Below are 21,160 nucleotides of genomic sequence, written 5' to 3' on the forward strand. Positions count from 1 at the left end.
GGGATTTTTTTATGGGCTTTTTTTGAGGGTAATTTTTCCTGTTTTATTGCTTTTGTGAATAGATAAAAAAGCTATTTACCAATTTCTTAATACACCGTGAAAATCGTTTTTTTAGACGCCCGTACCCTCGGCGATGTGCCCAATTTGGGCGAATTGAACGCCTTGGGCGAAACCATCCTGCATCCTGATACGCAACTTGAGCAAGTAGCGGAGCGCATTCAGGGCGCTGAAGTGGTGATTACCAACAAAGTAAAAGTGACGCGGGAGGCGATGGCCAGCACGCCAACGCTTAAACTCATTTGTGTAGCGGCTACGGGCACAAACAACGTAGACCTGACGGCGGCGCATGAGTTGGGCATTCAGGTCAAAAACGTAAAAGGTTACTCGACCGACAGCGTGGCGCAGCAGACGTTTGCGTTGCTGTTGGCTTTGCTCAATTCTACGGCCTATTATGATGATTATGTAAAAACGGGAGAATATTCCAATGAGCGCATTTTTACGCACTTGGGCCGCCCTTATTGGGAGCTGAACGGAAAGCGTTTCGGGATATTGGGCTTGGGCGAAATCGGTCGACAGGTAGCGCGGATTGCCTTGGCTTTCGGCGCTGAGGTGGTGTATTTCTCGGCTTCGGGGCAAGAATATAACGTTATTTATGAGCGGTTGGAGTTGGATGAATTTCTCAGAACCTGTGATGTGATTTCCATTCACGCGCCCTTAAGCGCGGAGACAGAAAATCTGCTCAATTATGCACGCATTTCTCAAATGAAACCCACGGCCTTGCTCCTCAATACCAGTCGCGGGGGCATTGTGAACGAAGCTGATTTGGCCAAAGCGCTTGACGATGAGTTGATTGCGGGGGCGGCCATTGATGTATTTACGCAGGAGCCGATTCCTGCCTCACACCCGTACATGCAATTGCAGAAAAAAGAAAAATTGTTGTTGGCACCGCACATTGCGTGGTCGAGCATCGAAGCCCGCACGCGATTGGTGCATAAGGTAGCCGAGAATATTCGGGGATATCTCCAATAAAATTAGTCGGGTATTTATTATATTTGTTAACACTTTACGCAAAACGCCATGTCGACTTTAGTTTTAGAAGTAAATCAAGAACAGGAAAAAGTATTGGAATCTCTTCTCCAATACATGAAAATATCTTTCCAAAAAGTACAAACAAACACTGATTTCTGGGATTCTTTATCGCCCCATGTCAAAGAAAGGATAGCAAAAGGGTTGGTAGATGCAGAAGTGGGCAATTACACGCCCGCTCAAGACTATCTGAAACAATTATTAGCGCAATGAGGGAACTCGTAATTACTGATACCGCTAAGGAGGATATTGAATCTATTGCACTTTTTCTTGAAAATACTTATTCAAATCGTACAAAAACGGAATTTTTGCTTCGCTTATCAGAACACTTTTCGCTCATTGAATCTATGCCTTTTATGTTTCAGGCATCAGATACAAATCCCAATGTGCGTCGTTGTGTAATTCATAAAAATGCTGCCTGTTTTTATAAAGTAACCGACAAGATGATTTTAATTTTATCGGTCGTTGATACGCGTACTAACCCTGATGCTATTCAGTTTTAGAAATACGTTGTGGTTTTGCCATCTATGGCGGTTTAATCCAAAAAATAGTCGAAAGGCCCGCACGCGATTGGTGCATAAGGTAGTCGAGAATATTCGGGGGTATTTGGCAGGATAGTTTTCATCGTTACGGGCTGTTTTAGCAGCAGCCTGTAACGATGAATCTCCTAATGAATTTGCGTTTTAATCTTGAGTTTTCCTTTTTTGGAGCCTTTGGGTTCAAACTTGATCCAAATTTTATCGCCGCCATAAAAATCATATTGGGTAAAAATATTCACGGCTCTTTTTTTCAGTTCATACGTGTAGCCCCCGTAATTTTCTGGCAGGGAGGCGTACGAAATGGTAGCGCTAGAATCTATTTCTCCTGTAATGCTTACATCCACATGGGCGTGACTGTCGTGGCGGCCTGTGGAGACGGAATCCACAAAGTAATGCGCTTTGGAAACGTCATTGACTTCAAACTCACCAAAAGGTTGCTCGCGGGGGTAGAGCAATGCAACGACGACGGCAATAAGTATACTCCATTTAAACAGTTTCATTTATTTTTTATCATCGAGGGGCTTAGAAATGACTCTTAAACGGTCTTTTTCGACCTCAGGATAGCCTGTAGTATAGGTAAAAGTTAAGTGCCCTTTTTTTGCTTTTTTGGGGATAAAGTGACTTGTCTCCGGAGCAGCATACTCAATCATATAGTACCTTTTCACTTTGCCCTTGGGTAAACAATATTTGTATTTATAGTTGCGTGGATTTTCTTTTTTTTCACTACTAGTAGGATGGTAATGCATAACTGTAAACGAAAAATCTATTTCAACTTCTTCATCTAACTCCCCGTCGATGTAGACGTAATAAGGATAATCAAATTGGAGCGGGATGACTTTATGCAGGGTAAAGTTCCACGTAGTATCTTTTCCGACATTGGTGATGGTAACGACTTCTTTTTGTCGGTAAAACATCGCTACCAGCAAGTACCCTACCATCAGAAACAAAAGACTCCAGTTGAACAGTTTCATTACGGAATAGCTTTTAGGATAACTTTTTTCGGCTTTACGATAGCCTGTAGGGGTGTTAATGCTACTTAAAATCTCCTTTCATATCCAAGAGAAGGAACAATGGGAAACAGCGAAAACTGCTTTAGTTTTCCATTTTCAGGATAAATAAAGAAAGCATTTTGACGATTATAAGCATTATAAACAGAAAAAATCCAAGTACGCTCTCCTCGTTTTTTGGGCTTAGAGGCCCGATAATTAAAGTCCAGTCGGTGGTAAAGAGGAAGCCTGAAATTATTTCGATTTGGCAATTCACCCAATTGATTGAAATAATTTAAGTAAGCTGCCTGTATGGATAAATTTGTGCCATATAAAGAGGGTTGTATTCCCGAAAAACGGGATGTAGGCAAGGAAAGAAGGCTACCGCTCATAAGGCTGAATACAAAAGATAATTCGCGCCGCTTGTTGAAATTGTACGACGTATTGAGCGACAAATTATGGGTTCTATCATATTTGTAAGGGAAAGATACCCCTTCGTTCAAGGCTTGAAATGTTCGTGTTGTTTTAGAAAGTGTGTAACTTACAAAGCCGGTCATTTTGCCGCGTGTTTTTTGTAAGAAAAACTCTATTCCTTTCGATTCGCCCGTACCAATCACTACTTTATCAAACCACCGCCCCGACAAGTCATTCAAAAAGGAAGTACCTTCTCCATACTCTAACTGATTATTCATTTTCTTGTAATACAAATCAGCCGACAGTACCCAACTGCCCCATTTTTTGGAGATACCTACCGAAAGTTGATTCGCTGATTGTGGAGGAATTTTATCAGTAATAGGTACCCACAGATCAGTTGGCAGACCCAAAGACGAATTGGTCAATAAATGCAAATATTGATACGTATTGAAGAACGCGGCCCTAATGCCCCAACTTTTTGAAAAATCATAATTTACATTTATTCGTGGCTGCAAGCTATGGTAAAACTTATTATTCACCCATAGTGCGTTATAGTGCAATCCGCCATTGAAGTTTAAATGAGCGTTTATCTGAAAAGTTTGCTCAATGTAGCTTTGTAGATCCTGCACATCAACTGGAGGGTTTTCACGTCCCTGTACAGTAGGAGTAGTTCCTTCCTCTTTTACCTGTAATATCTCAGGAGCAAAACGATGATTGGTAAAGCTGAATCCAAAACGGGTAGTGTGATTAACAGAAGGTAAATATTCAAAATCAGTTTTTATAGCCCAGTCGCGAATATCTGACCTGATTTTACTATAAAAAGACTCGCGTCGCGACTTTATTTCATTCTCAATGTTATAGCTATATTTAGTGTAACTTAGGGTTGTATTTTTGAATAGTTTTTGACTGATGATTCGGTTCCATCGCCCGATTACTGTATGATTTCCCCAATCAAATTGATATTTATTAGATTCTAAATTTCCTATTTTATCTTGATTTTTAAACAAATCACGGCCTGTGTATAAACTAATATACAAGTGGTCTTTTTTCGTCAATTCATAATTGACTTTTGCATTTAAGTCATAAAAACTATAGGCTAGAAATGATCCATTACTTGTTGCTCTTTGGAGTGAAGTAGTTATCAAATCTAGCCATGTTTTTCGGCCTGTTATGATATACGAAGCCTTTCCTTTTTTGATTGGGCCTTCTAAACTGAACTTACCCGAAATAGGACTAACTGAAAAACTGCTTTTTCTTTCTTTATTATTACCTTCTCTCATGGTGAGGTCTATGACGGAAGACAAACGACCACCGTATCGTGCAGGTAAATCATTTTTATATATTTTGACTGCGGATACTGCATCTGGATTAAATACGGAGAAAAAGCCAAAAAAATGGTATACATTATAAACAGGAACACCATCTACCAATATCATGGTTTGGTCCGGGCTTCCACCTCTGACATAAATCCCCGAGGTGCCTTCAGTGCCTGCTTGAATACCGGGCAAAAACTGAATAGCCTTCATAATATCGGCTTCTCCTAATATGGTAGGGCGTTTTTTAATCCATTCAATAGGTAAAGAAAAATTTCCCTGACGATCAGCGTAAGAATCTTTTTCAGCTTTGATAACGACCTCTTCTAAGTCAAAGTTAAGTTTCTCTAATTCAATGTTTAAAATAGTGTCATTTTGAACATTGATATTCAGAGATTTGTAGTTCTCAGAAAAAAAGGTAACCATTGCTTTTTGAGTAGGGACCAGCAAATTATAATACCCAAATTTGTTAGTTTCAACAAAATTGTTTCCTACATATATTTTTATTCCATTCAGTTTCTCTCCCGAAAGCTTGTCTTTTACCGTGCCGCTGATTGTTATTTTTTGAGCATATAAATCCCCTGAAAAAACCAAAAATACAGCTACTAAAAGCATGGTAATTAATATCTCACCTCTTGTCTTCCTTTTCATAAACCTATTGATTGGACATTATTTTGGCCGTTTTACTACTACTAATCGGGTCTGTACCGATCCCAGAATACCAATTCCCCCTGTTACATTTGAGTAAATTGTAACAGGTTCATAGAAAGGATTGTTTAATCCTCCTTCATTGTTACTCACTCGATTTTCCCACGCTACAATTGCTGTTTTTAAGTAGCGGTCGTAACTGTAACTGACATCTAAAAATTGAACGTATAGGGAACTGTCTTTATTAAATTGGTTTCCGGGTACTCCTTCAATAGCTAATTTGCCTATATACTCGGGCTTTATTCGAATATTAAAACCATGTAAAGTCTTTCCGTTTAAAGATTTAGAACTGTTAAATAAATCTAAATAGACCGATTCTGAAAAAAAGGGTTGAGGACGTACAATTACCGGGGGACTCGCCCGGTAATATGTAATAGAAAACCAATTATAACTTTTTGATTCTCGCTGAATTTCTAATTTAAAATCAGGATTATAATTCACATTTTGCAAATTATCTTTTGTAAGTTCTACGCTAAAATTAATAGGAGATGGCATCGTATCGGTAGCCGTAATCATTTCTGAATCTATTGAGGCCTGTATTTTGTAAATACTTTTGCTTTTGGGTGTTTTTTCTAAAGAATATATTCCATCTTTTTGATGTGATAATTCACCTAATAATATGCCATCTTCAAAACACAAAACTTTTGCATTTGTAATAGGCGGATAGACCGTATCCGTACTTGTAACGGGTAACGTATTACTTAAACGAATAGAAATGGGTTTGTTTGGCTCTAAAGTTCCCATTAATACTTTTTGAGGCTTGTAATCGGGATAGGGAATGTCAATATTTCTGATGCAACCTGTTAAGATTGAGGCCGTCATAAACAATAGAATCATTTTGCTCTTTGTTCGAATCATTATTTTCAGGGCTTATTAATTATATAGAACCAACGGGCTGACAATATTCAGTCAGCCCGTTGGTTCTGATTTTAAAAACTGTTTGTACAACTACATTCCAACGAGGAAAAATTCTGTGTACCCGTCATGTCAAAAGTACTGTTAAATCCTGTGTTTAGATTATATGCCTGGTTATAATAAAAATGATATGCAGGTTCAGAAGTATGGCCATCAAATCCACTTCCTAATGTGATTGTATTGGGTCCACTAGGAGAAGATGGAAGCCCAGGCCAATATGAATCTAAATTATGGGTAAAACCCCAAGTTCCTCCTACACTATATGAAGTTGTTTTATGGTTTGTCCATTGACCGGTCCAACCTTTTCTTCTAAGTATCATCTTTATTTTTGCTCCTACTGTAGAAACAGTAGTAATACCATATCCCACAATAGTATACCATTCATAATAACCATCTGACCAAGCTTGCATATTATAATCATGGTTATCATTATAATCAGAGCAATATTGAAAATTATTTGTAGGACGACCATTAGGTATTAGCTGTTTGGAGGTAATACGAACGGGAAAGTAGCGAAGATTCGGTGTTTGGTTTTTTTCATTTATTGTGGATAATTTAGTTACTTGTGAATAATCACCGTCCAAAACCACTTTAATGTAGTTAGACCCGTATCTTACCAATGATTTTCCTATTTTCACAACACCGTCTTTATTCAGCAAATTAGCATAATCTGAATCATATAAATTCAGTTCAATACCGGAGTTATCTACCTTGACCAAGCTTTTAACTTCATCAAGCTTATTACTGTTTTTGTGCTTTAGCGTTTTAACCAGCATCGGATTCTTTTGAATCATTTTTTCTTCTGCATCAAACGCGGCACTCTCTTCATCTACAATTTGTTCATAAATACTCCGTAATGAGACAAAATCCTTTGTCCTATCCCAAGCATCAAGTTCTTCTCTACTCATTTTAGACGTTTCCATTAGTGCTTTTTTAAAATCCTCTGGCTTCTCAAATCGAAGATAAGCAGCTTGAGGAGTTACTTGTTCAGGATTTGGCAGTGTTGTTTTGTCGTTCTGACAGGCTCCAAATAGGAGCATTACTAATGTAACGCTAATTGATGCGTTAGTACATAACTTTTTCATACTTTTGTGTTGGTTTAATTTATGAAACGATTAGACTCATAAGCCTCCCACGTCCGCCAAGATGTTTGGGGGGCTTACTTGTTACAAATCAAATAACTATTTTTAAAACCCAAGGTAGTTTAAACTACCAAATGCAGGAAGGGTCAAAAATTATGCCTTTTTGTGGGTAAGCTGCTTTCGGATTTTGCACAACGTCACGCGGTGAATGCCGAGATAAGAGGCGATGTGCTTTACCTTCAGGCGATTGGGTAAATGTGGATGATGTGCCAAAAATGCTTCATATCGCTCATGGGGCGTACGATAACGAAGCAAAGCCGTACGTGCGTGATGTAATTCTAACAAATGACCGTACAAACCGCAAAAAGCGTGGCTTAGCTCTGGATACAGGCCAAAAAGGCGTTGCAAATCCTCAAAACTAATCGAATACAAAACGCTAGGCTCTTCGGCACAGATAGATTCTGTGGAGGGCTTTTGAGAAAAAAAACTGCTGAACGCGCAAAAAAAATCTCCTTCTTGGTAAAGACCCGTCGTTATATCATCAGTATCAGTATCAGTATCAGTATCAGTATCAGTATCAGTATCAGTATCAGTATCATAAAAAGAACGTACTAACCCTGATTCAATCCAATACATACGGTCGTTGGTGTGCCCTTCTTGGACGAGCAATTCCAGCTCTGAAAGTGAATGAATGTCGAGACATTTTGCAAATGCGTCTTTACAGTCGTCGGTTTGCGATGCGTATCTCTCAATAGTTTCAAAAATCTCGCCAGAAACAAATGGTGCTGTTCCTAAAAAAAATGGTGACATGAATTGATAAGCCTTTTAATTGAAAAAATTCAATTTCGAGCGCTTTTCATACAGAAGAGTAAGACTGATAAAATTATAAAAAAATAAACGGTTTAAAAAAATGCACATGGTGTTTAAGGGCTATAATATCGGTGAAACCTACCTATTTGCCGGTGAAATGATTGTTTTAATGCACTATGAATGCAGAAAAGTATGTTGAATAATACAAAAAAATGCGTTGCGTACTCAAAAAGCAGGGGCTTTTGAAGAGGAGGAATAAGTAAAAAAGTACAATTGCTTAGGTTCAAACCAGTGAGCTGTTTTTGCCTTAAAGAGTCAACACATTGTTAATTAATGACAAAATAGATACAAAAACCTTCGTTGTAAATTTCTACTTTTGGGCTTCAACTGACCTTGTCCCGATGAAAAATTATATAAAGCACGATCCGTGGTGTATTATTGAAGATGGCTTTTATGCCGAATACAACGAAATCACCGAAAGCCTCACGAGCCTTGGCAACGGCCGCATGGGGCAACGAGGTAATTTTGAGGAAAAGTTTACGGGAAAAACCCTGCTCGGAAACTACGTAGCGGGGGTTTTTTATCCCGATAAGACCCGCGTAGGTTGGTGGAAAAACGGCTATCCGCGCTACTTCGCCAAAGTCCTCAATGCCTGCAATTGGATTGGAATTGACGTGCAAATCGACGGTGAAACGCTTGATTTGGGACTTTGTCCCGTCTCCGAATATTCGCGGGTACTCAACATGAAAGAGGGTATATTGGAGCGTACCTTCGTGGCGACCTTGTCGGACGGGAAGCAGGTACGCGTTCATTCTCAGCGGTTTTGTAGCATTGTCGACGACGAAGCGGGCGCGATTCGCTACGCTATTACACCGCTTAATTTTGACGGAAAAATCACCCTCACGCCTTACTTGGACGGGGATATAAGCAACAAAGACTCCAATTACGGCGAAAAATTCTGGGACGAAATCCGTAAGGAAACCGCCTTTGGAGAAGCGTATCTCGAAATGCGAACCAAGGATACGCCGTTTAAGACGGAGCTTTTCAACGTCTGTACTGGAATGAAAATAGACCTTACGCTTAATGGCGAACCCGTTGATTTTCAATCTAAACCCGTTAAGGCGGAGAAGTTTGTGGCCTGCAAGGTAGAAATAGAAGCCAAAGCGGGTGAAGAAGTGGCGTTGTATAAATACGCCGTTAATCTGGCATCTTTAAATCACCCGACCGACCGGTTACTCGCTAACGCTAAGGCCTATGTTGAGCGAATTGCCGACAAAGGTTTTGCGAAAATGAAGGCCGAGCAGATAGAAGCCTGGGCGGAGCGTTGGGACAAAAACGACATTGTCATTGAAGGCGACGATGCCGCGCAGCAGGGCATTCGTTTTAATATTTTCCAACTCGAACAAACCTACACCGGCGAGGATGACCGCCTCAACATCGGCCCTAAGGGCTTTACGGGTGAGAAATACGGCGGCAGTACTTATTGGGATACGGAAGCCTACTGTTTGCCTTTTTATTTGGCGACTGCCGACCAAAAAGTAGCGCGTAACTTGCTCATTTACCGCCATAAACACTTACAAAAAGCCATCGAAAATGCGGCTAATTTGGGCTTTAAAGACGGCGCTGCTCTGTACCCGATGGTGACCATGACGGGCGAAGAATGCCACAACGAATGGGAAATTACTTTTGAGGAAATCCACCGCAATGGTGCCATTGCGTATGCCATTTATGATTACATTCGGCACACTGGCGATGAGGGTTATTTGGCCGAATACGGTTTGGAAGTATTGATTGGCATTGCGCGTTTCTGGGCGCAGCGGGTCAATTGGTCGAGCGATAAGCAAAAATACGTGATGCTCGGCGTGACGGGCCCCAATGAATACGAAAACAACGTCAATAATAACTTTTACACCAACTATCTGGCGGTCTGGTGTTTGCGGTTTACGTTGGAAGGCGTCAGTCGCTACAAGTTAGAAGTGAGTGAATTGTTGCAAAAAATCAATTTTGATTTTGAAGGCGAAACGGCTAAATGGCAGCATATCATTGACAATATGCATTTCCCCTATGACGCCCAGCGGCAGGTGTATTTGCAGCAAGATGGTTTTCTGGATAAAGAATTATTGACCGTACATGACATCGCTGAACACCGGCCCATCAACCAAAAATGGTCATGGGATCGGATTTTGCGCAGTTGTTTTATCAAACAGGCCGACGTGCTTCAGGGGCTGTACTTCTTTGAGGAAGATTTTGACCTCGACACCATCCGTCGCAACTTTGATTTCTACGAGCCGATGACCGTGCATGAGTCGTCGCTGTCGCCGTGTGTACACGTGATTTTGGCGGCGATGTTGGGTTACAAAGAAAAAGCCTACGAAATGTACCTGCGAACCTCGCGCCTCGACCTCGACGATTACAACAACGATACAGAAGATGGCCTGCACATTACGAGTATGGCTGGAACGTGGATGTCGGTTATCAAAGGTTTTGCGGGAATGCGGATTCGAAATGGCGTGCTTTCGTTTGCGCCTTATTTGCCCGACCAATGGCAAGGATATTCGTTTAGGATTACTTTCAAAGGGCAGATAATTCGGGTTTCGGTCAAGCCCGAAGCCATAGAAGTGGAGAATTTTTCAAACCAGCCCGTGTCGTTTGTCGTTGACGGAAACTTGGTTGAACTTGAAGCAAATGGACAGAAAATGCTTGAAATCGCGGTAAAAAAGTAGATATAAATCGTTTTTTACGGACGCCGGCAGGATTAATCTTGTCGGCGTTTATTTTTTAAGGCGAGTGTGGGTTTTGGTAAAAAAATGGGGGTTGTGTGCAACAAATTGAAGTTGTTGTGCGTAGGGGCTTATAGATTGTATGTTACACCACCACCATTATTACTTCTGTCATGATCGAATATGTAAAAAGTTCGAAGGCATCCCCGTCGCCTTTGTTTTCCATCATCATTCCTACGTGGAATAATCTGTCTTATTTACAAACTTGCATCAGGAGCATCCGCCAAAACTCTGCGTATCCTCATCAAATTGTTTTGCACATCAATGAAGGCAAAGACGGTACGCCCGAATGGGCCAAAAAAGAAGGGATAGATTACAGTATTTCAGCCGAAAATGTAGGAATATGTATGGGCTGTAACGCCGCTTTTTCGTTAACCCAAGCGGATTATGTGCTCTACATGAACGATGATATGTATGCCTGCCCCGACTGGGATACCCATCTGTATCAGGCCATTAAGGACTACGGAAAAGATGATTTTTATTTTTCAGGTACGCAGATAGAGCGGCATCCCAATCCCTACGGTTACGTAATCGGGGGCCATGATTATGGCGATTCACTGCAAAATTTTCAGGAAAATAAACTGTTGAAAGAATATAAGAACTTGGCCGTGGCTGATTGGCAGGGGGCTTCATTTCCGCCCAGCGTGATGCACCGCCATACGTGGAACCTGATTGGTGGATTCAGCATTGAATTCAGTCCGGGTATGTATTCTGACCCTGACATCAGCCGTAAAATGTGGGAAGTAGGCATTCGGAATTTTAAGGGAATCGGCAATAGTTTGGTCTATCATTTTGGTTCTAAGTCCGTTAGCCGTATTTCCCATAACCCCGGCAGGAAGCAATTTTTAAGAAAATGGGGCGTAACTGCCCGAACTTTCTACGACTTTTACCTCAATTTTTACAGTAAAAACAGTACAAGTTTTGCTGTGTCAAATTCATTTACTTCCAATTCAGACCTATTTCGGTTTAAATTTAAAGTGCTTTTAGACCGAATTCGATTATACTTTTGGTAAAAAGAGGCGCGGCCTTTGATGAACACAATGCATCAAAGGCCGCGCCTCTTTGTGATTATTGCCGTTTTATTGAATATATCCCATTCCAACCAGCCATTGATGGCAGCTTTCGGGCCAACTGTGCACCGAGCCTTTGAGTTTTTTTGCCAGTCCAAACCCATGCCCACCGTTTTCGTAAAGTAGCATGGACGCAGGAATCCGAAGTTTGCGAAGGGCGTCATAATACAACATGCTGTTCTCTACGGGTACGCCTTTATCGTCAGTAGCGTGGACGAGTAGGGTAGGTGGCGTTTGGGCAGATACCTGTTTTTCGGCCGAATAATGCTCTAATTGTTCGGGTGAAGGCGTTTTTCCAAATAGTCTTTCAAATGAACCCGCGTGTTTAAATGGTCCCGAAGTAATCACGGGATACATCAAAATGGAGAAATTAGGTTTACACACTTGCGTGTCAGACAGATTTTCGAAGCCTTTTAATTCTTTGGCTTGGTGCCAAAGCGTGCTGACCGTGGCGGCCAAGTGTCCCCCTGCCGAAAAGCCCATAATCCCAATACGATTGGGGTCAATTTTGTATTTATCGGCACTTTCTCGAATTATTTTAATGCCCTGAAGGGCATCCTGAAGGGCTACTTCGTGTTTGTTAGACCAAAGTTTATCGTCGGGCAATCGGTATTTCAACACAAATGCCGTCACACCGATGCTGTTGAACCACTTCGCTACATCTACACCCTCATGGCCCGATGCTTCGATGGCGTAGCCACCGCCAGGGCATATCATCACCGCCGCTCCATTGGGAGTGGTAGGAACATAGACCGAAAGCGTGGGAAAAACAATGTTGCTGATTCGTAAAATACCGTCGTTGCCTACTTCGATTTTTTCATGAATTGAACGATTTTGTAAATCATTGGGCATCTGTCCATTGGACCAAAGAGAAATGACGGTTTGGGAACGCGACATGGTGGAATGCAGGCTAAAAAATAATAATGGTAAAACGAAAACTAAACGATAACAGCGCGGCATAACGGTTAGGAAGTTGAAAAACAAAGGAATTTATTTTTGTATTTCATATAAAGTAATCAACTTATAAAAGCTAACCTATTTTATAAATATTGGTTCATGGGTGCTGGAAAAATGGAGAATAAAAATGTGTCAAAATGTGCTTTTTGTTTCTGATTATCAGTTGTTTATGGTTAGGTTTTGGGGTTTTACTTTTATCAATAGGTTTTGAGCCAGCCCGTCAAACTGAGGCGCTCGTGCGTAGCGGGAAGAACCTCATGCTCCAATACATCGGCTTCAAAACAAACCAGCCTTCCGCCAATGGGGGAGATTTTGACGGGTGGTTTGTTGGGCAAATAAATCACCAACTCGCCGCCGTCGGTGGCCTGCCAATCCTCATTCAAATAACAGACGACTGATATTTTGCGGTGCGAATCGGTTTTGAAACGGTCGAGGTGGCGCTTGTAAAAAGTCCCGATGGGGTACAATGCGTAGTGAAACTCAAAATCTTTCAGTCCCAAATAACAGCTTTGATTGAGGCTTTGAATCAGCGCGTTGATTTTTTGGAAGTAAACCTGCTCTATTTCAACGACCGAAAACTCCTCCAACCACAAAATTTGGTCGCCTCTAACCCGAATTTGAACGTGCTGGGCACTGCCTTGTCCGATGCCAGCGTCTTTAAAACTGCCCGCCGCATGGCGTTTTCTGAGATTGATGACCAAGTCGTTTATTTCTTCGGTGGTCAGAAAAGAATCAATCACTCCGTAGCTTTGCTCGGAAAGACTATCCATCACATTATCAAACAATTCCATCGTTTGTATTGATAACCAAGTTGTCTTCCAACAAATGACTCTCAACGGTTAGGGGAGAAGCATTGTTGCTATCCTTGCTCAAAAGTAGACATTTTTTTACCTTTGTTACGCAATCTAACTTTATTGCCTCTGCAACTCACAACTTTCATCTCATTGCCTGATAGGGTGGCGTAACGGCGCTGAGCCGCTTTGATTACTTTGTGGATACATTTCACAAAGCATAACTGTATTGTTTACGTCCAACTAATTTTTCCCATGTTTCAGTTAGAATCAACTCGTTTGCGGTTAATTCCGCTCAATACTACCCAATTGCAACTACACGCGGCCGACTACGACGCGCTTCAACGCTCGTTGGGGCTGGTTTCGCGCCCAATGCAGATGGAAGAATATTTTCAGAAGGAATTTGATGATGCCTTGGCCAATTATTGGCTGCCCGAAACCGCCGCCAACGCCTCGCGATATGAATGGTTTACCAATTGGCTCATCGTGTACAAACCAGAGAATTGCGTCGCTGGCGGAATCGGCGTGGCAGGCCTGCCCAATGACCAAGGCGAAACAGAAATTGGCTACGGAATCGACCAGTCTTTTCGGGGGCAGGGCATTGCCACCGAAGCGCTCGAATGTCTGGCAGAATGGGTGTTTAAAAACCGTGCTCTAAAGGCGTTGATTGCCCATACCCCCGTGGCGCTGGTCAATTCACAACGGGTTTTGATGAAAGCGGGTTTTGAGCAAATAAGTGAAAATGAAGGGCTTATTTTGTGGCGAAAATTAAACGCAAATTAGGTATCACTCCCGAAAAACCGTAGGTTTGCTAAAAATTTGTATCAATGAAAATAGCACCTAATCAAGTCGTAGCGGTAACCTACGAACTGAGTCTTTTGAACGACGGCGACGAATGGCAAATGGTCGAAACCGTTGGTGATGACCAACCTATGTATTTTATTCAAGGCATGAGTGGCCTTCCCGAAGCATTTGAAGACCGCTTGAATGGTCTTGCCGAAGGCGATACTTTTGACTTTAAATTAGACCCAGAACAGGGTTACGGAGATTATGACACCGAAGCCGTTGCGGAGATTCCTTTGGAAGTATTCAAAGTGGATGGCAAGCTTCAGGATGACATCCTCCAAGTAGGCAATATGGTTCCGATGACCAACGAAGAAGGTCATCGTTTGATGGGACAAATCGTTGAAATTGACGAAGAGTTTGTCTTGATGGATTTTAACCATCCATTGGCCGGACGTGAAATGCATTTTGTGGGAAAAGTACACAAAGTGCGCGCTGCTACGGCCGAAGAACTGGAGCATGGCCACGTCCACGGTGACGGCGGAGTGCATCACTAAGAGGCTAACGTCGGCGAGGGCTGGGCGCCCCCGTTTAAACCCTCGCCGACATTGTTGTTTTAAAACCTCTCCGACGTAGTTTACACAATAGGTTCCTGCTGACTCAGGCAGTGAAAACTTCCTAAGCCCCACACGATTTCGGTTGAATCAATTCCCACCACCTTTCGGTCGGTAAAACACTGACTCAGAATGTCTAACGCGCGTTGGTCATTGGCGCAGCGAAACGTGGGTACAATGACGGCGGCATTGCTGATGTAAAAGTTGGCGTAGGAGGCTGGTAATCGCAGCTCATCACTGTATACAGGCGTTGGCATCGGCAACTCCACGATGTTGAGTTGTTTGCCGTTGAGCAACCGCATTTGCTTCAATTCGTGCAGGTTTTCCTGCAAGATTTCGTAGTTAGCGTCCGATTTATTTTCTTCAATAATGGTCACCACGGTATCTTCGTTCACAAACCGAACGGTATCATCAATGTGTCCGTCGGTATCGTCGCCCACGATGCCATCGCCCACCCAAAGAACCTGCTCTACTCCATAAAAATCGCACAGATACTGCTCAATTTGTCCTTGATTGAGGTGCGGATTGCGGTTTTCGTTCAACAAACACGCCCGGCTCGTCATCACAGTCCCTTTACCGTTGAACTCTACGGAGCCGCCTTCCATGATGATGCCCGGTGTGACGTACTCCAACCCTAAATAATGAGCGATGGCTACGGGAATCAGGTCATCGTTGTCGAAAGGAGGATACTTTCCACCCCATGCATTGTAGCCCCAATTCAACACCAAACGTTGATTAGTGTCAGGGTTGATGAGAATACCCGGCCCGTGGTCGCGGCACCATGAGTCGTTGGTGGCGTGGAGTGGCAATTCGATTTGATTCATGTCCACCCCCGCGTTGAGCAACTGGAGCTGTATGGTTTGTCTCACGATTTCGTTGTGGGCATTGATGCACACTTTTTCGCCTTCGCTGATGGTTTTGATAAATTCAAGATACGCAGGAAGCATTTTCGGCTGACGTTCGTATGTCCAAGAAGCCTCCGTATGCGGAAAACTCAGCCAAGTGGCGCGGTGTGGGTGCCATTCGGCGGGAAAAAAAAAGCCCCGTTGTTTGGGCGTGGATTGATTTGACATATTGCTGATATGCTGTTTCATGTTTTGCGGCGCAAAAATAGTGAGAATTGTAGATTGTTTTATGCGCAAGTTGTCACCCGCTTTCCCAAAATACCCTTATATTTAGTGAAAAATTACATTCATTTACAAACCTTTCTACCCCATGCGTACCAGCTTTTACTCTCTTTTAGCTCTTTTCTTTTTTATTAGTTTTGCCAGTCAGGCGCAGAAAAAATTTCCTTTTATCAAGAGCGGTGGCAGCATGTTTGAAGTGCCAGAGGCGGAGCCTATTGCCGATAAAAAGATGAAATACAAGGTATTGTATGAAATCTCCAAAGGCGCCGATAAGCCAGATTCTGTCAATGCTACCTTAGATAAACTTGCACGTTTAGTCAATCTGCATCTATCGGCGGGGATTCCCAGAGAGAATTTAGACGTGGTGGCAGTGGTTCATTTTTTGGGTACACCCTTGATTTTGAGCGACGAAGCCTACAAGAAAAAATACGGGATGCCCAATCCCAATACCACCCTTATCAACGAGTTGACCGCCAACGGTGTCAAAATATATATCTGTGGACAATCTCTCTACATGCGTAAAATGGAGAAAGAACCCCGCAATCCCAACATCAAAGTGACGCTCTCGGCCATGCTGCTGATGACTACGTTACAGTCGAAGGGGTATGTGATGGTGATACCTTAGTGAAAAAAAGCCTGTTTCAAGTGCTTCATCAAAAAAAGTGAGGTATTTGTAACTACGCCCCCTTTTTTTTACGGAGAGTAGTACTCTTTGGATTCTTTTTGGTCTTTTTACTTTTTGATTCTTTCTCACTCTCTTGTTGTTTTAATAAGGGTTCAACAGTATTATGTTCTCTTTTTATAAAAAAGCGAAGTTGCTCTTTTTTATAAAACTCATTATAAAAAGTCTTGTAACCAAAAAAATAAGCTAATAAAGTGACTAAAATTTTATACTCTTTAATTTTTAAAAACTCAGATTTCAGAATACCAAGAATCATACTAATAACATTCTGAAGTTATGCTGCTCCCCAAAGTTTGGACAACTTCTGAGTTACTTTAAGAGATAATCATACTGTTCATTAATTGTACTTTCCCCTTTTTTCTCAGCTTGAATATACCACTGAGAAGGTGTTTGATAGCCTAATGCTTGGTGTTTACGAATATAGTTATAAAAATGAAAATACTCCGTAAGACCGCGCTGTAAAGACAAACCATCCTTATAAGCATGTAAATAGATATGCTCATACTTTACCGTACGCCATAGTCGTTCAACAAAAATATTATCCAGAGCTCGTCCTTTTGAGTCCATACTTATTTGTGTATGAGCAGTAAGACAGTTAAGAAATTTAGAACTTGTAAACTGACTTCCTTGCGGGGCCGCCCGCGCGGTCTGAATTGAAGATTTTCGGTTCTCCCCATCTATTTCGTGCTTCCTGTAGAGCTTCAATGCAAAAATCTATCGCACGGGCGACCCCGCAATAACGTATTTGAAAGTCGCCAACTTAAAACAAATCGACTAAACCAATCTATAATGACACACAGATACAAAAAACCGTTAGCCATTGGAATATACGTGATGTCTGTTGACCAGACCTGATTAGGAAACTCTACAACTACGTCGCGCAGTAAATACGGATAGATTTTATGACCTTCAGCAGGTTTAGACAGATTAGGTTTGGGATAAACAGCTTCCAGCCCCATTAATCGCATCAGTCGCCGTATCCTTTTGATATTCAATAGATTTCCAGAATCAATTAATTCCTGATGCATCCTTCTGACGCCCATTTCCGGCCGATCGGTAAAGAGTTTATCAATTCGCTTCATCAAGGCCAGGTTTCTTTCCAGCCCGATAAAAGTTTGGACACTAAGCTAAGGGAATCTCTTAACTTGTAGTTCAAATGAGCAAACACCGCAGACATTGGAGCGAAAGCGAGAAAAAAGCCATCCTCCAGTATTACCAAGAACACGGAGTCACCTCTGCTTCCCGTCAATTTGAGGTTTCGACCTCTATGATTTACCGATGGGCATCTGACTCCTCTTCAGCCACAGTAAAAGAGGTTGAGACTTCTGTTTCAATCAAAGAGTATCATCGTCTTTTACGGGAAAATCAAGCACTTAAAGAACTGGTAGCCGAGAAAGAACTTGAAATTCGTATAAAAGACGCCCTGTTAAAAAAAACTTCCCCACTCAACAAGAGCGGTTGATAGTGGCACAGGAATTCATTCAAACCCACTTTCCTAAAAATAAAGTGTTGGCCCTATGCTATATTGCTCGAAGCAGTTATTACTACCGGCCTTCTGAAGGAAAACAGGGTCGTAAACCCTATGCAAAAGCAGTTGATAAGAATGGGGAAGTTATTGCTAAAGAGATAATAATTGAATATATTCATCAGCTTTTCAATCACCCATTTGTTGATTACTGTTATTACAAAACCTACATCTACTTGCGAAGAAAGAAGCAATTGAAAATCAGTAAACATTTGGTTTATAGGCTCATGAAAAGCCATCAATTACTTAGAAGTCAATATGTTAACAGCTCGAAAAAGTCTAAACGCAACTGGGTCAAAGATTTGTTACCACAAGTGGAGGCCGCCTTCTGCTACCTTGAATTTGATATTAAATTCGTATGGGTTGCAGGACAAAACAGAAATATGCAGGTTTTGACCGTTTTAGACGTTTATTCCCGTTGGAATATCAGCCATCACATCGGTTATTCCATTAAATATCAAGATGTTATTAGCTTATTTGAAAGAATATTTCAATACATGATAATTCCTGACAAAATGTATGTACGATGCGATAACGGGGCACAATTCATCGCCGAAATGGTTCAAAAGTATTTCAAAGACAAACAGGTTGTTCAGGAATTTACAAAACCTGCCACACCTCAGCAGAACAGCCATATTGAATCGTATCATTCTATCATGGAAAGCGCTGTCTGTCAGAAGTTTGAGTTTGCTAATATAAGCGATGCAAAAGAAATAATGAATCAATTCCGTGATTTCTATAATCGCTTCGGCGCTCCGATTTGAAAGAATTCATAGCGGAATCAATTTTCTGAGTCCTGCCGAGTTCCTTCTTCAAAAAGGAATCGACATGAAAAGCAATCCCATTAACCGAGTTCCCATTCTCTAAAATAAGGGACGCTTTTTTGTCCAGTTTTTATCGGTCAGCACAGTTTTCCATAGACACCCCAACCGGCTGATAATAATAGCTTGAACGAGCTAAACCCAATAGGGAGCATTGTTGATTAATGCTTAACTCGGGGTGCAAAGGGTCAATTAACAGGCGTAAATCTGCTATCAACTCGTCCGTAATTTTTTTTTCAGGTAATCGTTTTCTACTTTTAATTGACCAATTTGTTGAAAAAGAGGAGCTTCGATTTGCTCTCGTTCTTGAGCTGATAAATCTACATTGCTTTTTCCGGCAAACAGCGAAGGTAATCCTTCCAGTGCCTGTTGTTTCCAGAGAGTTATTTGTGTGGCATGAATACCATATTCGCTGCTTAATTGAGCCAATGTCTTGTGCCCCTTCAGAGCCTCTAAGACAACTTTTGTTTTGAATTGTGCGTCGTGAACGCGTCGAGATAACTTTGCCATAGTTGGACATTTCGTAGTTCTAAGTTAATTGATTTTTACTTATTACAGTTGTCCAGTTTTTGGGGAGCACTATACTCTCAAAATATTTATCCCCAATATCCTCTCCCAGCTCCATTTTAAAAGAGTACCAAACATTCTTGCCTTTTTTGAGCTCAAATTTTAAATCGGCTGCTCCTTTACCAATAAGCAGGTTATTACCACCTAAATATGCAATTACAGTGGGAACTAAGTCCGATGTTTCTATGCCACCTTCTTTTAACTTTTGATTTAGTCGAAGAGGTTCAACTTTTATTGTTTTTCCTTCCCAGTAAGCCATTGATACGACAGTCGTAGATGTACCAAAATCAATACCAATGAAAGTCGCATTTGGATTGACAGTTAAATTATTCTCTAAAAAAGGGACTAAACTGTTGATAGTAATATTTTGTGGCATGGTACTGAGAATTAAATAATGGGTAATTAGTTTTCAATTATGAGGTCAGTTGTGACAAAAATCCGTGATAATAGCTCACTCAAACGCTTTGGCTCAAACCTTCCTAGGCTCCGAGAATCGAAAGGTCTGAGCCAAGAGGAACTTTATTTTCGTGCTAACCTCTCCAAAAACCAAGTCGGCAACATCGAACGCGGCGAGGTCAACACCACCATCAGCATAGCCTACGCCTTGGCCCAAGCTTTGGAGATTGAGGTATCAGAGCTTTTTCAGTTTGAAAAAATGGATTTTCAAGGGAATCTACCTAGTTTTTGGCTATTATTTATCAAACGGTAGGTGGATAGATATTTTTGGGTATTAAGCCGGTTCTAAATGAGGTGAGGCGGGAATAATAAATAGCGTAGTGTCTAAGTAAGACTCTATTAGATACAGGGTTTCCAATGTAAAATTGTGCGTACCGGAAAGCCATTTAGTTACTTCCGATGGGTTTTTGTGCATCGCCTCGGCCAATTGTTTTTTGCTCCAACCTTTTGCTTTGAGGGCCTCATCAATCAACGCTGCCAACAACATAGTACGTTTGGTTTTATTAAATTGTGCTGGGTCTCTTTGTGCCAAAAAATCAGCGACAACTTTACTACGATATTTTTTTGCTTGAGTTTCCATTTGATTATCAACGTTTTAATCTTCAAAAATAAATGTTCCTTCCAAACGATTTTGGTCAGCAGACCACCACAAATCTCCTGTTTTAAATGCTTAAGTAATTTTTTTAGAAATGTATCGGAGTAGATAGTTTTCCTGTTTTAGTTTTTCATCTTCCTGCAATGCCCTTACATTTTTGTTGCCTCCTCCTCCAAGTACGATACAGGTACTGCCATAGCGTATGCTGTAGAGTCTGAGTTTCTTATCGGGAGAGTCATACAAAGCGCAGACCCCGTCGCCAAGTGTCCCTTCATTGAGTTTGAAATAGTGCTCTCTTGCCCCTGTAAAATGCCCGATGATTTCGAGTCTGTCAAGAATAGAACCTAATTCATCTGGATACAGCGTCTCGTTTTCCTGAACAAATTGGTCAAATAATGTGGTATTGGCATCGTCTATAAAAACAGAATAAATACTTGCTTTTACCCCCGAAAATTCGTCCAGTTCTACAATTTCAAATTTCATACCACAAAGATAATTATTTTACTTATAAGTAAAATACATACAATTGTCGAAAGAGC

At 41.4% G+C, this 21,160-nt stretch carries 27 protein-coding genes; 11 read left to right on the forward strand and 16 right to left on the reverse strand.

Annotated features, from left to right (window positions below):
• The first annotated feature begins 96 nt into the window (after positions 1–96).
• The 3 genes from DVG78_RS12745 to DVG78_RS12755 are packed head-to-tail and all read left to right on the forward strand — an operon-like array spanning position 97 to position 1,589.
• Positions 97–1,029 (forward strand): D-2-hydroxyacid dehydrogenase, encoded by a 933-nt coding sequence (locus tag DVG78_RS12745; protein WP_114461464.1) that lies wholly within the window; start codon positions 97–99, stop codon positions 1,027–1,029.
• Positions 1,030–1,077: 48 nt separating this feature from the next.
• Entirely contained in the window at positions 1,078–1,299 is a 222-nt protein-coding gene (locus tag DVG78_RS12750; protein ID WP_114461465.1) for a hypothetical protein, read from the forward strand.
• Positions 1,296–1,589, forward strand: coding sequence for a type II toxin-antitoxin system RelE/ParE family toxin (locus tag DVG78_RS12755; RefSeq protein WP_114461466.1), 294 nt, complete (start codon positions 1,296–1,298; stop codon positions 1,587–1,589). Before DVG78_RS12750 ends, DVG78_RS12755 begins: the two co-directional genes overlap by 4 nt.
• A 164-nt stretch (positions 1,590–1,753) precedes the next feature.
• Here DVG78_RS12755 and DVG78_RS12760 read toward each other — a convergent pair whose 3' ends face one another.
• The 6 genes from DVG78_RS12760 to DVG78_RS12785 all read right to left on the reverse strand — a co-directional run bounded on the left by DVG78_RS12760 (position 1,754) and on the right by DVG78_RS12785 (position 7,853).
• Complete coding sequence (locus DVG78_RS12760) at positions 1,754–2,125, reverse strand: hypothetical protein (protein ID WP_114461467.1); 372 nt, start codon at positions 2,123–2,125, stop codon at positions 1,754–1,756.
• Positions 2,126–2,596 carry a hypothetical protein gene (locus DVG78_RS12765; RefSeq protein ID WP_147277070.1) on the reverse strand — a complete coding sequence of 157 codons (471 nt, stop codon included), beginning with the start codon at positions 2,594–2,596 and terminating at the stop codon, positions 2,126–2,128.
• Positions 2,597–2,661: 65 nt separating this feature from the next.
• Positions 2,662–4,989 carry a TonB-dependent receptor gene (locus DVG78_RS12770; RefSeq protein WP_114461469.1) on the reverse strand — a complete coding sequence of 776 codons (2,328 nt, stop codon included), beginning with the start codon at positions 4,987–4,989 and terminating at the stop codon, positions 2,662–2,664.
• Between the two features lie 18 nt (positions 4,990–5,007).
• On the reverse strand, positions 5,008–5,868 hold the full coding sequence (locus DVG78_RS12775; RefSeq protein ID WP_158550021.1) for a DUF4249 domain-containing protein: 861 nt from the start codon (positions 5,866–5,868) through the stop codon (positions 5,008–5,010).
• 107 nt (positions 5,869–5,975) lie between these two features.
• A complete protein-coding gene (locus tag DVG78_RS12780) occupies positions 5,976–7,046 on the reverse strand; it encodes a DUF4848 domain-containing protein (protein ID WP_114461471.1) in 1,071 nt (356 codons plus the stop codon).
• A 150-nt stretch (positions 7,047–7,196) separates the two neighbouring features.
• Positions 7,197–7,853, reverse strand: coding sequence for a Crp/Fnr family transcriptional regulator (locus tag DVG78_RS12785; protein WP_114461472.1), 657 nt, complete (start codon positions 7,851–7,853; stop codon positions 7,197–7,199).
• A gap of 401 nt (positions 7,854–8,254) precedes the next feature.
• Between DVG78_RS12785 and DVG78_RS12790 the strand changes: the two genes are divergently transcribed.
• The gene (locus DVG78_RS12790) at positions 8,255–10,576 is read left to right on the forward strand and encodes a glycoside hydrolase family 65 protein (protein WP_114461473.1); all 2,322 of its coding nucleotides are present in this window, start codon (positions 8,255–8,257) and stop codon (positions 10,574–10,576) included.
• Between the two features lie 170 nt (positions 10,577–10,746).
• Entirely contained in the window at positions 10,747–11,646 is a 900-nt protein-coding gene (locus DVG78_RS12795) for a glycosyltransferase family 2 protein (protein ID WP_114461474.1), read from the forward strand.
• 66 nt (positions 11,647–11,712) lie between these two features.
• On the opposite strand, the gene DVG78_RS12800 is transcribed toward DVG78_RS12795, so the two are convergent.
• Together DVG78_RS12800 and DVG78_RS12805 are read right to left on the reverse strand one after the other, a co-directional pair.
• On the reverse strand, positions 11,713–12,600 hold the full coding sequence (locus DVG78_RS12800; protein WP_229598215.1) for an alpha/beta hydrolase: 888 nt from the start codon (positions 12,598–12,600) through the stop codon (positions 11,713–11,715).
• Positions 12,601–12,857: 257 nt separating this feature from the next.
• Positions 12,858–13,451, reverse strand: a complete 594-nt coding sequence (locus tag DVG78_RS12805; protein ID WP_199563243.1) for a 2OG-Fe(II) oxygenase — start codon at positions 13,449–13,451, stop codon at positions 12,858–12,860.
• 255 nt (positions 13,452–13,706) lie between these two features.
• Between DVG78_RS12805 and DVG78_RS12810 the strand changes: the two genes are divergently transcribed.
• Entirely contained in the window at positions 13,707–14,234 is a 528-nt protein-coding gene (locus DVG78_RS12810; protein ID WP_114461477.1) for a GNAT family N-acetyltransferase, read from the forward strand.
• A gap of 44 nt (positions 14,235–14,278) precedes the next feature.
• The gene (locus DVG78_RS12815; RefSeq protein WP_114461478.1) at positions 14,279–14,791 is read left to right on the forward strand and encodes an FKBP-type peptidyl-prolyl cis-trans isomerase; all 513 of its coding nucleotides are present in this window, start codon (positions 14,279–14,281) and stop codon (positions 14,789–14,791) included.
• A gap of 80 nt (positions 14,792–14,871) precedes the next feature.
• Here the strand turns inward: DVG78_RS12815 and DVG78_RS12820 are convergent, their stop codons facing one another.
• Entirely contained in the window at positions 14,872–15,942 is a 1,071-nt protein-coding gene (locus tag DVG78_RS12820) for an agmatine deiminase family protein (RefSeq protein ID WP_229598216.1), read from the reverse strand.
• A gap of 121 nt (positions 15,943–16,063) precedes the next feature.
• Here DVG78_RS12820 and DVG78_RS12825 point away from each other — a divergent pair, with 121 nt between their 5' ends.
• On the forward strand, positions 16,064–16,600 hold the full coding sequence (locus tag DVG78_RS12825; protein ID WP_114461479.1) for a DsrE family protein: 537 nt from the start codon (positions 16,064–16,066) through the stop codon (positions 16,598–16,600).
• Positions 16,601–16,652: 52 nt separating this feature from the next.
• Here DVG78_RS12825 and DVG78_RS12830 read toward each other — a convergent pair whose 3' ends face one another.
• The 3 genes from DVG78_RS12830 to DVG78_RS30640 form a co-directional block, all read right to left on the reverse strand.
• The gene (locus tag DVG78_RS12830) at positions 16,653–16,913 is read right to left on the reverse strand and encodes a hypothetical protein (RefSeq protein WP_114461480.1); all 261 of its coding nucleotides are present in this window, start codon (positions 16,911–16,913) and stop codon (positions 16,653–16,655) included.
• Between the two features lie 53 nt (positions 16,914–16,966).
• Positions 16,967–17,224, reverse strand: coding sequence for an integrase core domain-containing protein (locus tag DVG78_RS30635; protein WP_147277071.1), 258 nt, complete (start codon positions 17,222–17,224; stop codon positions 16,967–16,969).
• Positions 17,225–17,358: 134 nt separating this feature from the next.
• Positions 17,359–17,766, reverse strand: a complete 408-nt coding sequence (locus DVG78_RS30640) for an IS3 family transposase (protein ID WP_510186799.1) — start codon at positions 17,764–17,766, stop codon at positions 17,359–17,361.
• 47 nt (positions 17,767–17,813) lie between these two features.
• Here DVG78_RS30640 and DVG78_RS12845 point away from each other — a divergent pair, with 47 nt between their 5' ends.
• Both DVG78_RS12845 and DVG78_RS12850 read left to right on the forward strand, forming a co-directional pair.
• Entirely contained in the window at positions 17,814–18,119 is a 306-nt protein-coding gene (locus tag DVG78_RS12845) for a transposase (RefSeq protein ID WP_114461483.1), read from the forward strand.
• A 2-nt stretch (positions 18,120–18,121) separates the two neighbouring features.
• Complete coding sequence (locus DVG78_RS12850) at positions 18,122–18,946, forward strand: DDE-type integrase/transposase/recombinase (protein ID WP_229598217.1); 825 nt, start codon at positions 18,122–18,124, stop codon at positions 18,944–18,946.
• A gap of 270 nt (positions 18,947–19,216) precedes the next feature.
• Here the strand turns inward: DVG78_RS12850 and DVG78_RS12855 are convergent, their stop codons facing one another.
• Both DVG78_RS12855 and DVG78_RS12860 read right to left on the reverse strand, forming a co-directional pair.
• Entirely contained in the window at positions 19,217–19,513 is a 297-nt protein-coding gene (locus tag DVG78_RS12855) for a helix-turn-helix domain-containing protein (RefSeq protein WP_114461484.1), read from the reverse strand.
• A gap of 19 nt (positions 19,514–19,532) precedes the next feature.
• The gene (locus DVG78_RS12860; RefSeq protein WP_114461485.1) at positions 19,533–19,946 is read right to left on the reverse strand and encodes a hypothetical protein; all 414 of its coding nucleotides are present in this window, start codon (positions 19,944–19,946) and stop codon (positions 19,533–19,535) included.
• Positions 19,947–19,997: 51 nt separating this feature from the next.
• Here DVG78_RS12860 and DVG78_RS12865 point away from each other — a divergent pair, with 51 nt between their 5' ends.
• The gene (locus DVG78_RS12865; RefSeq protein WP_114461628.1) at positions 19,998–20,279 is read left to right on the forward strand and encodes a helix-turn-helix domain-containing protein; all 282 of its coding nucleotides are present in this window, start codon (positions 19,998–20,000) and stop codon (positions 20,277–20,279) included.
• 21 nt (positions 20,280–20,300) lie between these two features.
• Here DVG78_RS12865 and DVG78_RS12870 read toward each other — a convergent pair whose 3' ends face one another.
• Positions 20,301–20,606 (reverse strand): helix-turn-helix domain-containing protein, encoded by a 306-nt coding sequence (locus DVG78_RS12870; protein WP_114461486.1) that lies wholly within the window; start codon positions 20,604–20,606, stop codon positions 20,301–20,303.
• Between the two features lie 90 nt (positions 20,607–20,696).
• Positions 20,697–21,104 carry a hypothetical protein gene (locus tag DVG78_RS12875; protein WP_114461487.1) on the reverse strand — a complete coding sequence of 136 codons (408 nt, stop codon included), beginning with the start codon at positions 21,102–21,104 and terminating at the stop codon, positions 20,697–20,699.
• Positions 21,105–21,160: the final 56 nt, after the last annotated feature.

Source organism: Runella aurantiaca (assembly GCF_003339505.1).
Classification (GTDB): Bacteria; Bacteroidota; Bacteroidia; order Cytophagales; family Spirosomataceae; genus Runella; species Runella aurantiaca.

Coding starts and splice junctions, on each gene's coding strand:
- DVG78_RS12750 (WP_114461465.1), top strand. CDS start 1,078: ATGTCGACTTTAGTTTTAGAAGTAAATCAAGAACAGGAAAAAGTATTG.
- DVG78_RS12755 (WP_114461466.1), top strand. CDS start 1,296: ATGAGGGAACTCGTAATTACTGATACCGCTAAGGAGGATATTGAATCT.
- DVG78_RS12760 (WP_114461467.1), bottom strand. CDS start 2,125: ATGAAACTGTTTAAATGGAGTATACTTATTGCCGTCGTCGTTGCATTG.
- DVG78_RS12765 (WP_147277070.1), bottom strand. CDS start 2,596: ATGAAACTGTTCAACTGGAGTCTTTTGTTTCTGATGGTAGGGTACTTG.
- DVG78_RS12770 (WP_114461469.1), bottom strand. CDS start 4,989: ATGAAAAGGAAGACAAGAGGTGAGATATTAATTACCATGCTTTTAGTA.
- DVG78_RS12775 (WP_158550021.1), bottom strand. CDS start 5,868: ATGACGGCCTCAATCTTAACAGGTTGCATCAGAAATATTGACATTCCC.
- DVG78_RS12780 (WP_114461471.1), bottom strand. CDS start 7,046: ATGAAAAAGTTATGTACTAACGCATCAATTAGCGTTACATTAGTAATG.
- DVG78_RS12785 (WP_114461472.1), bottom strand. CDS start 7,853: ATGTCACCATTTTTTTTAGGAACAGCACCATTTGTTTCTGGCGAGATT.
- DVG78_RS12790 (WP_114461473.1), top strand. CDS start 8,255: ATGAAAAATTATATAAAGCACGATCCGTGGTGTATTATTGAAGATGGC.
- DVG78_RS12795 (WP_114461474.1), top strand. CDS start 10,747: ATGATCGAATATGTAAAAAGTTCGAAGGCATCCCCGTCGCCTTTGTTT.
- DVG78_RS12800 (WP_229598215.1), bottom strand. CDS start 12,600: ATGTCGCGTTCCCAAACCGTCATTTCTCTTTGGTCCAATGGACAGATG.
- DVG78_RS12805 (WP_199563243.1), bottom strand. CDS start 13,451: ATGGAATTGTTTGATAATGTGATGGATAGTCTTTCCGAGCAAAGCTAC.
- DVG78_RS12810 (WP_114461477.1), top strand. CDS start 13,707: ATGTTTCAGTTAGAATCAACTCGTTTGCGGTTAATTCCGCTCAATACT.
- DVG78_RS12815 (WP_114461478.1), top strand. CDS start 14,279: ATGAAAATAGCACCTAATCAAGTCGTAGCGGTAACCTACGAACTGAGT.
- DVG78_RS12820 (WP_229598216.1), bottom strand. CDS start 15,942: ATGAAACAGCATATCAGCAATATGTCAAATCAATCCACGCCCAAACAA.
- DVG78_RS12825 (WP_114461479.1), top strand. CDS start 16,064: ATGCGTACCAGCTTTTACTCTCTTTTAGCTCTTTTCTTTTTTATTAGT.
- DVG78_RS12830 (WP_114461480.1), bottom strand. CDS start 16,913: ATGATTCTTGGTATTCTGAAATCTGAGTTTTTAAAAATTAAAGAGTAT.
- DVG78_RS30635 (WP_147277071.1), bottom strand. CDS start 17,224: ATGGACTCAAAAGGACGAGCTCTGGATAATATTTTTGTTGAACGACTA.
- DVG78_RS12845 (WP_114461483.1), top strand. CDS start 17,814: ATGAGCAAACACCGCAGACATTGGAGCGAAAGCGAGAAAAAAGCCATC.
- DVG78_RS12855 (WP_114461484.1), bottom strand. CDS start 19,513: ATGGCAAAGTTATCTCGACGCGTTCACGACGCACAATTCAAAACAAAA.
- DVG78_RS12860 (WP_114461485.1), bottom strand. CDS start 19,946: ATGCCACAAAATATTACTATCAACAGTTTAGTCCCTTTTTTAGAGAAT.
- DVG78_RS12870 (WP_114461486.1), bottom strand. CDS start 20,606: ATGGAAACTCAAGCAAAAAAATATCGTAGTAAAGTTGTCGCTGATTTT.
- DVG78_RS12875 (WP_114461487.1), bottom strand. CDS start 21,104: ATGAAATTTGAAATTGTAGAACTGGACGAATTTTCGGGGGTAAAAGCA.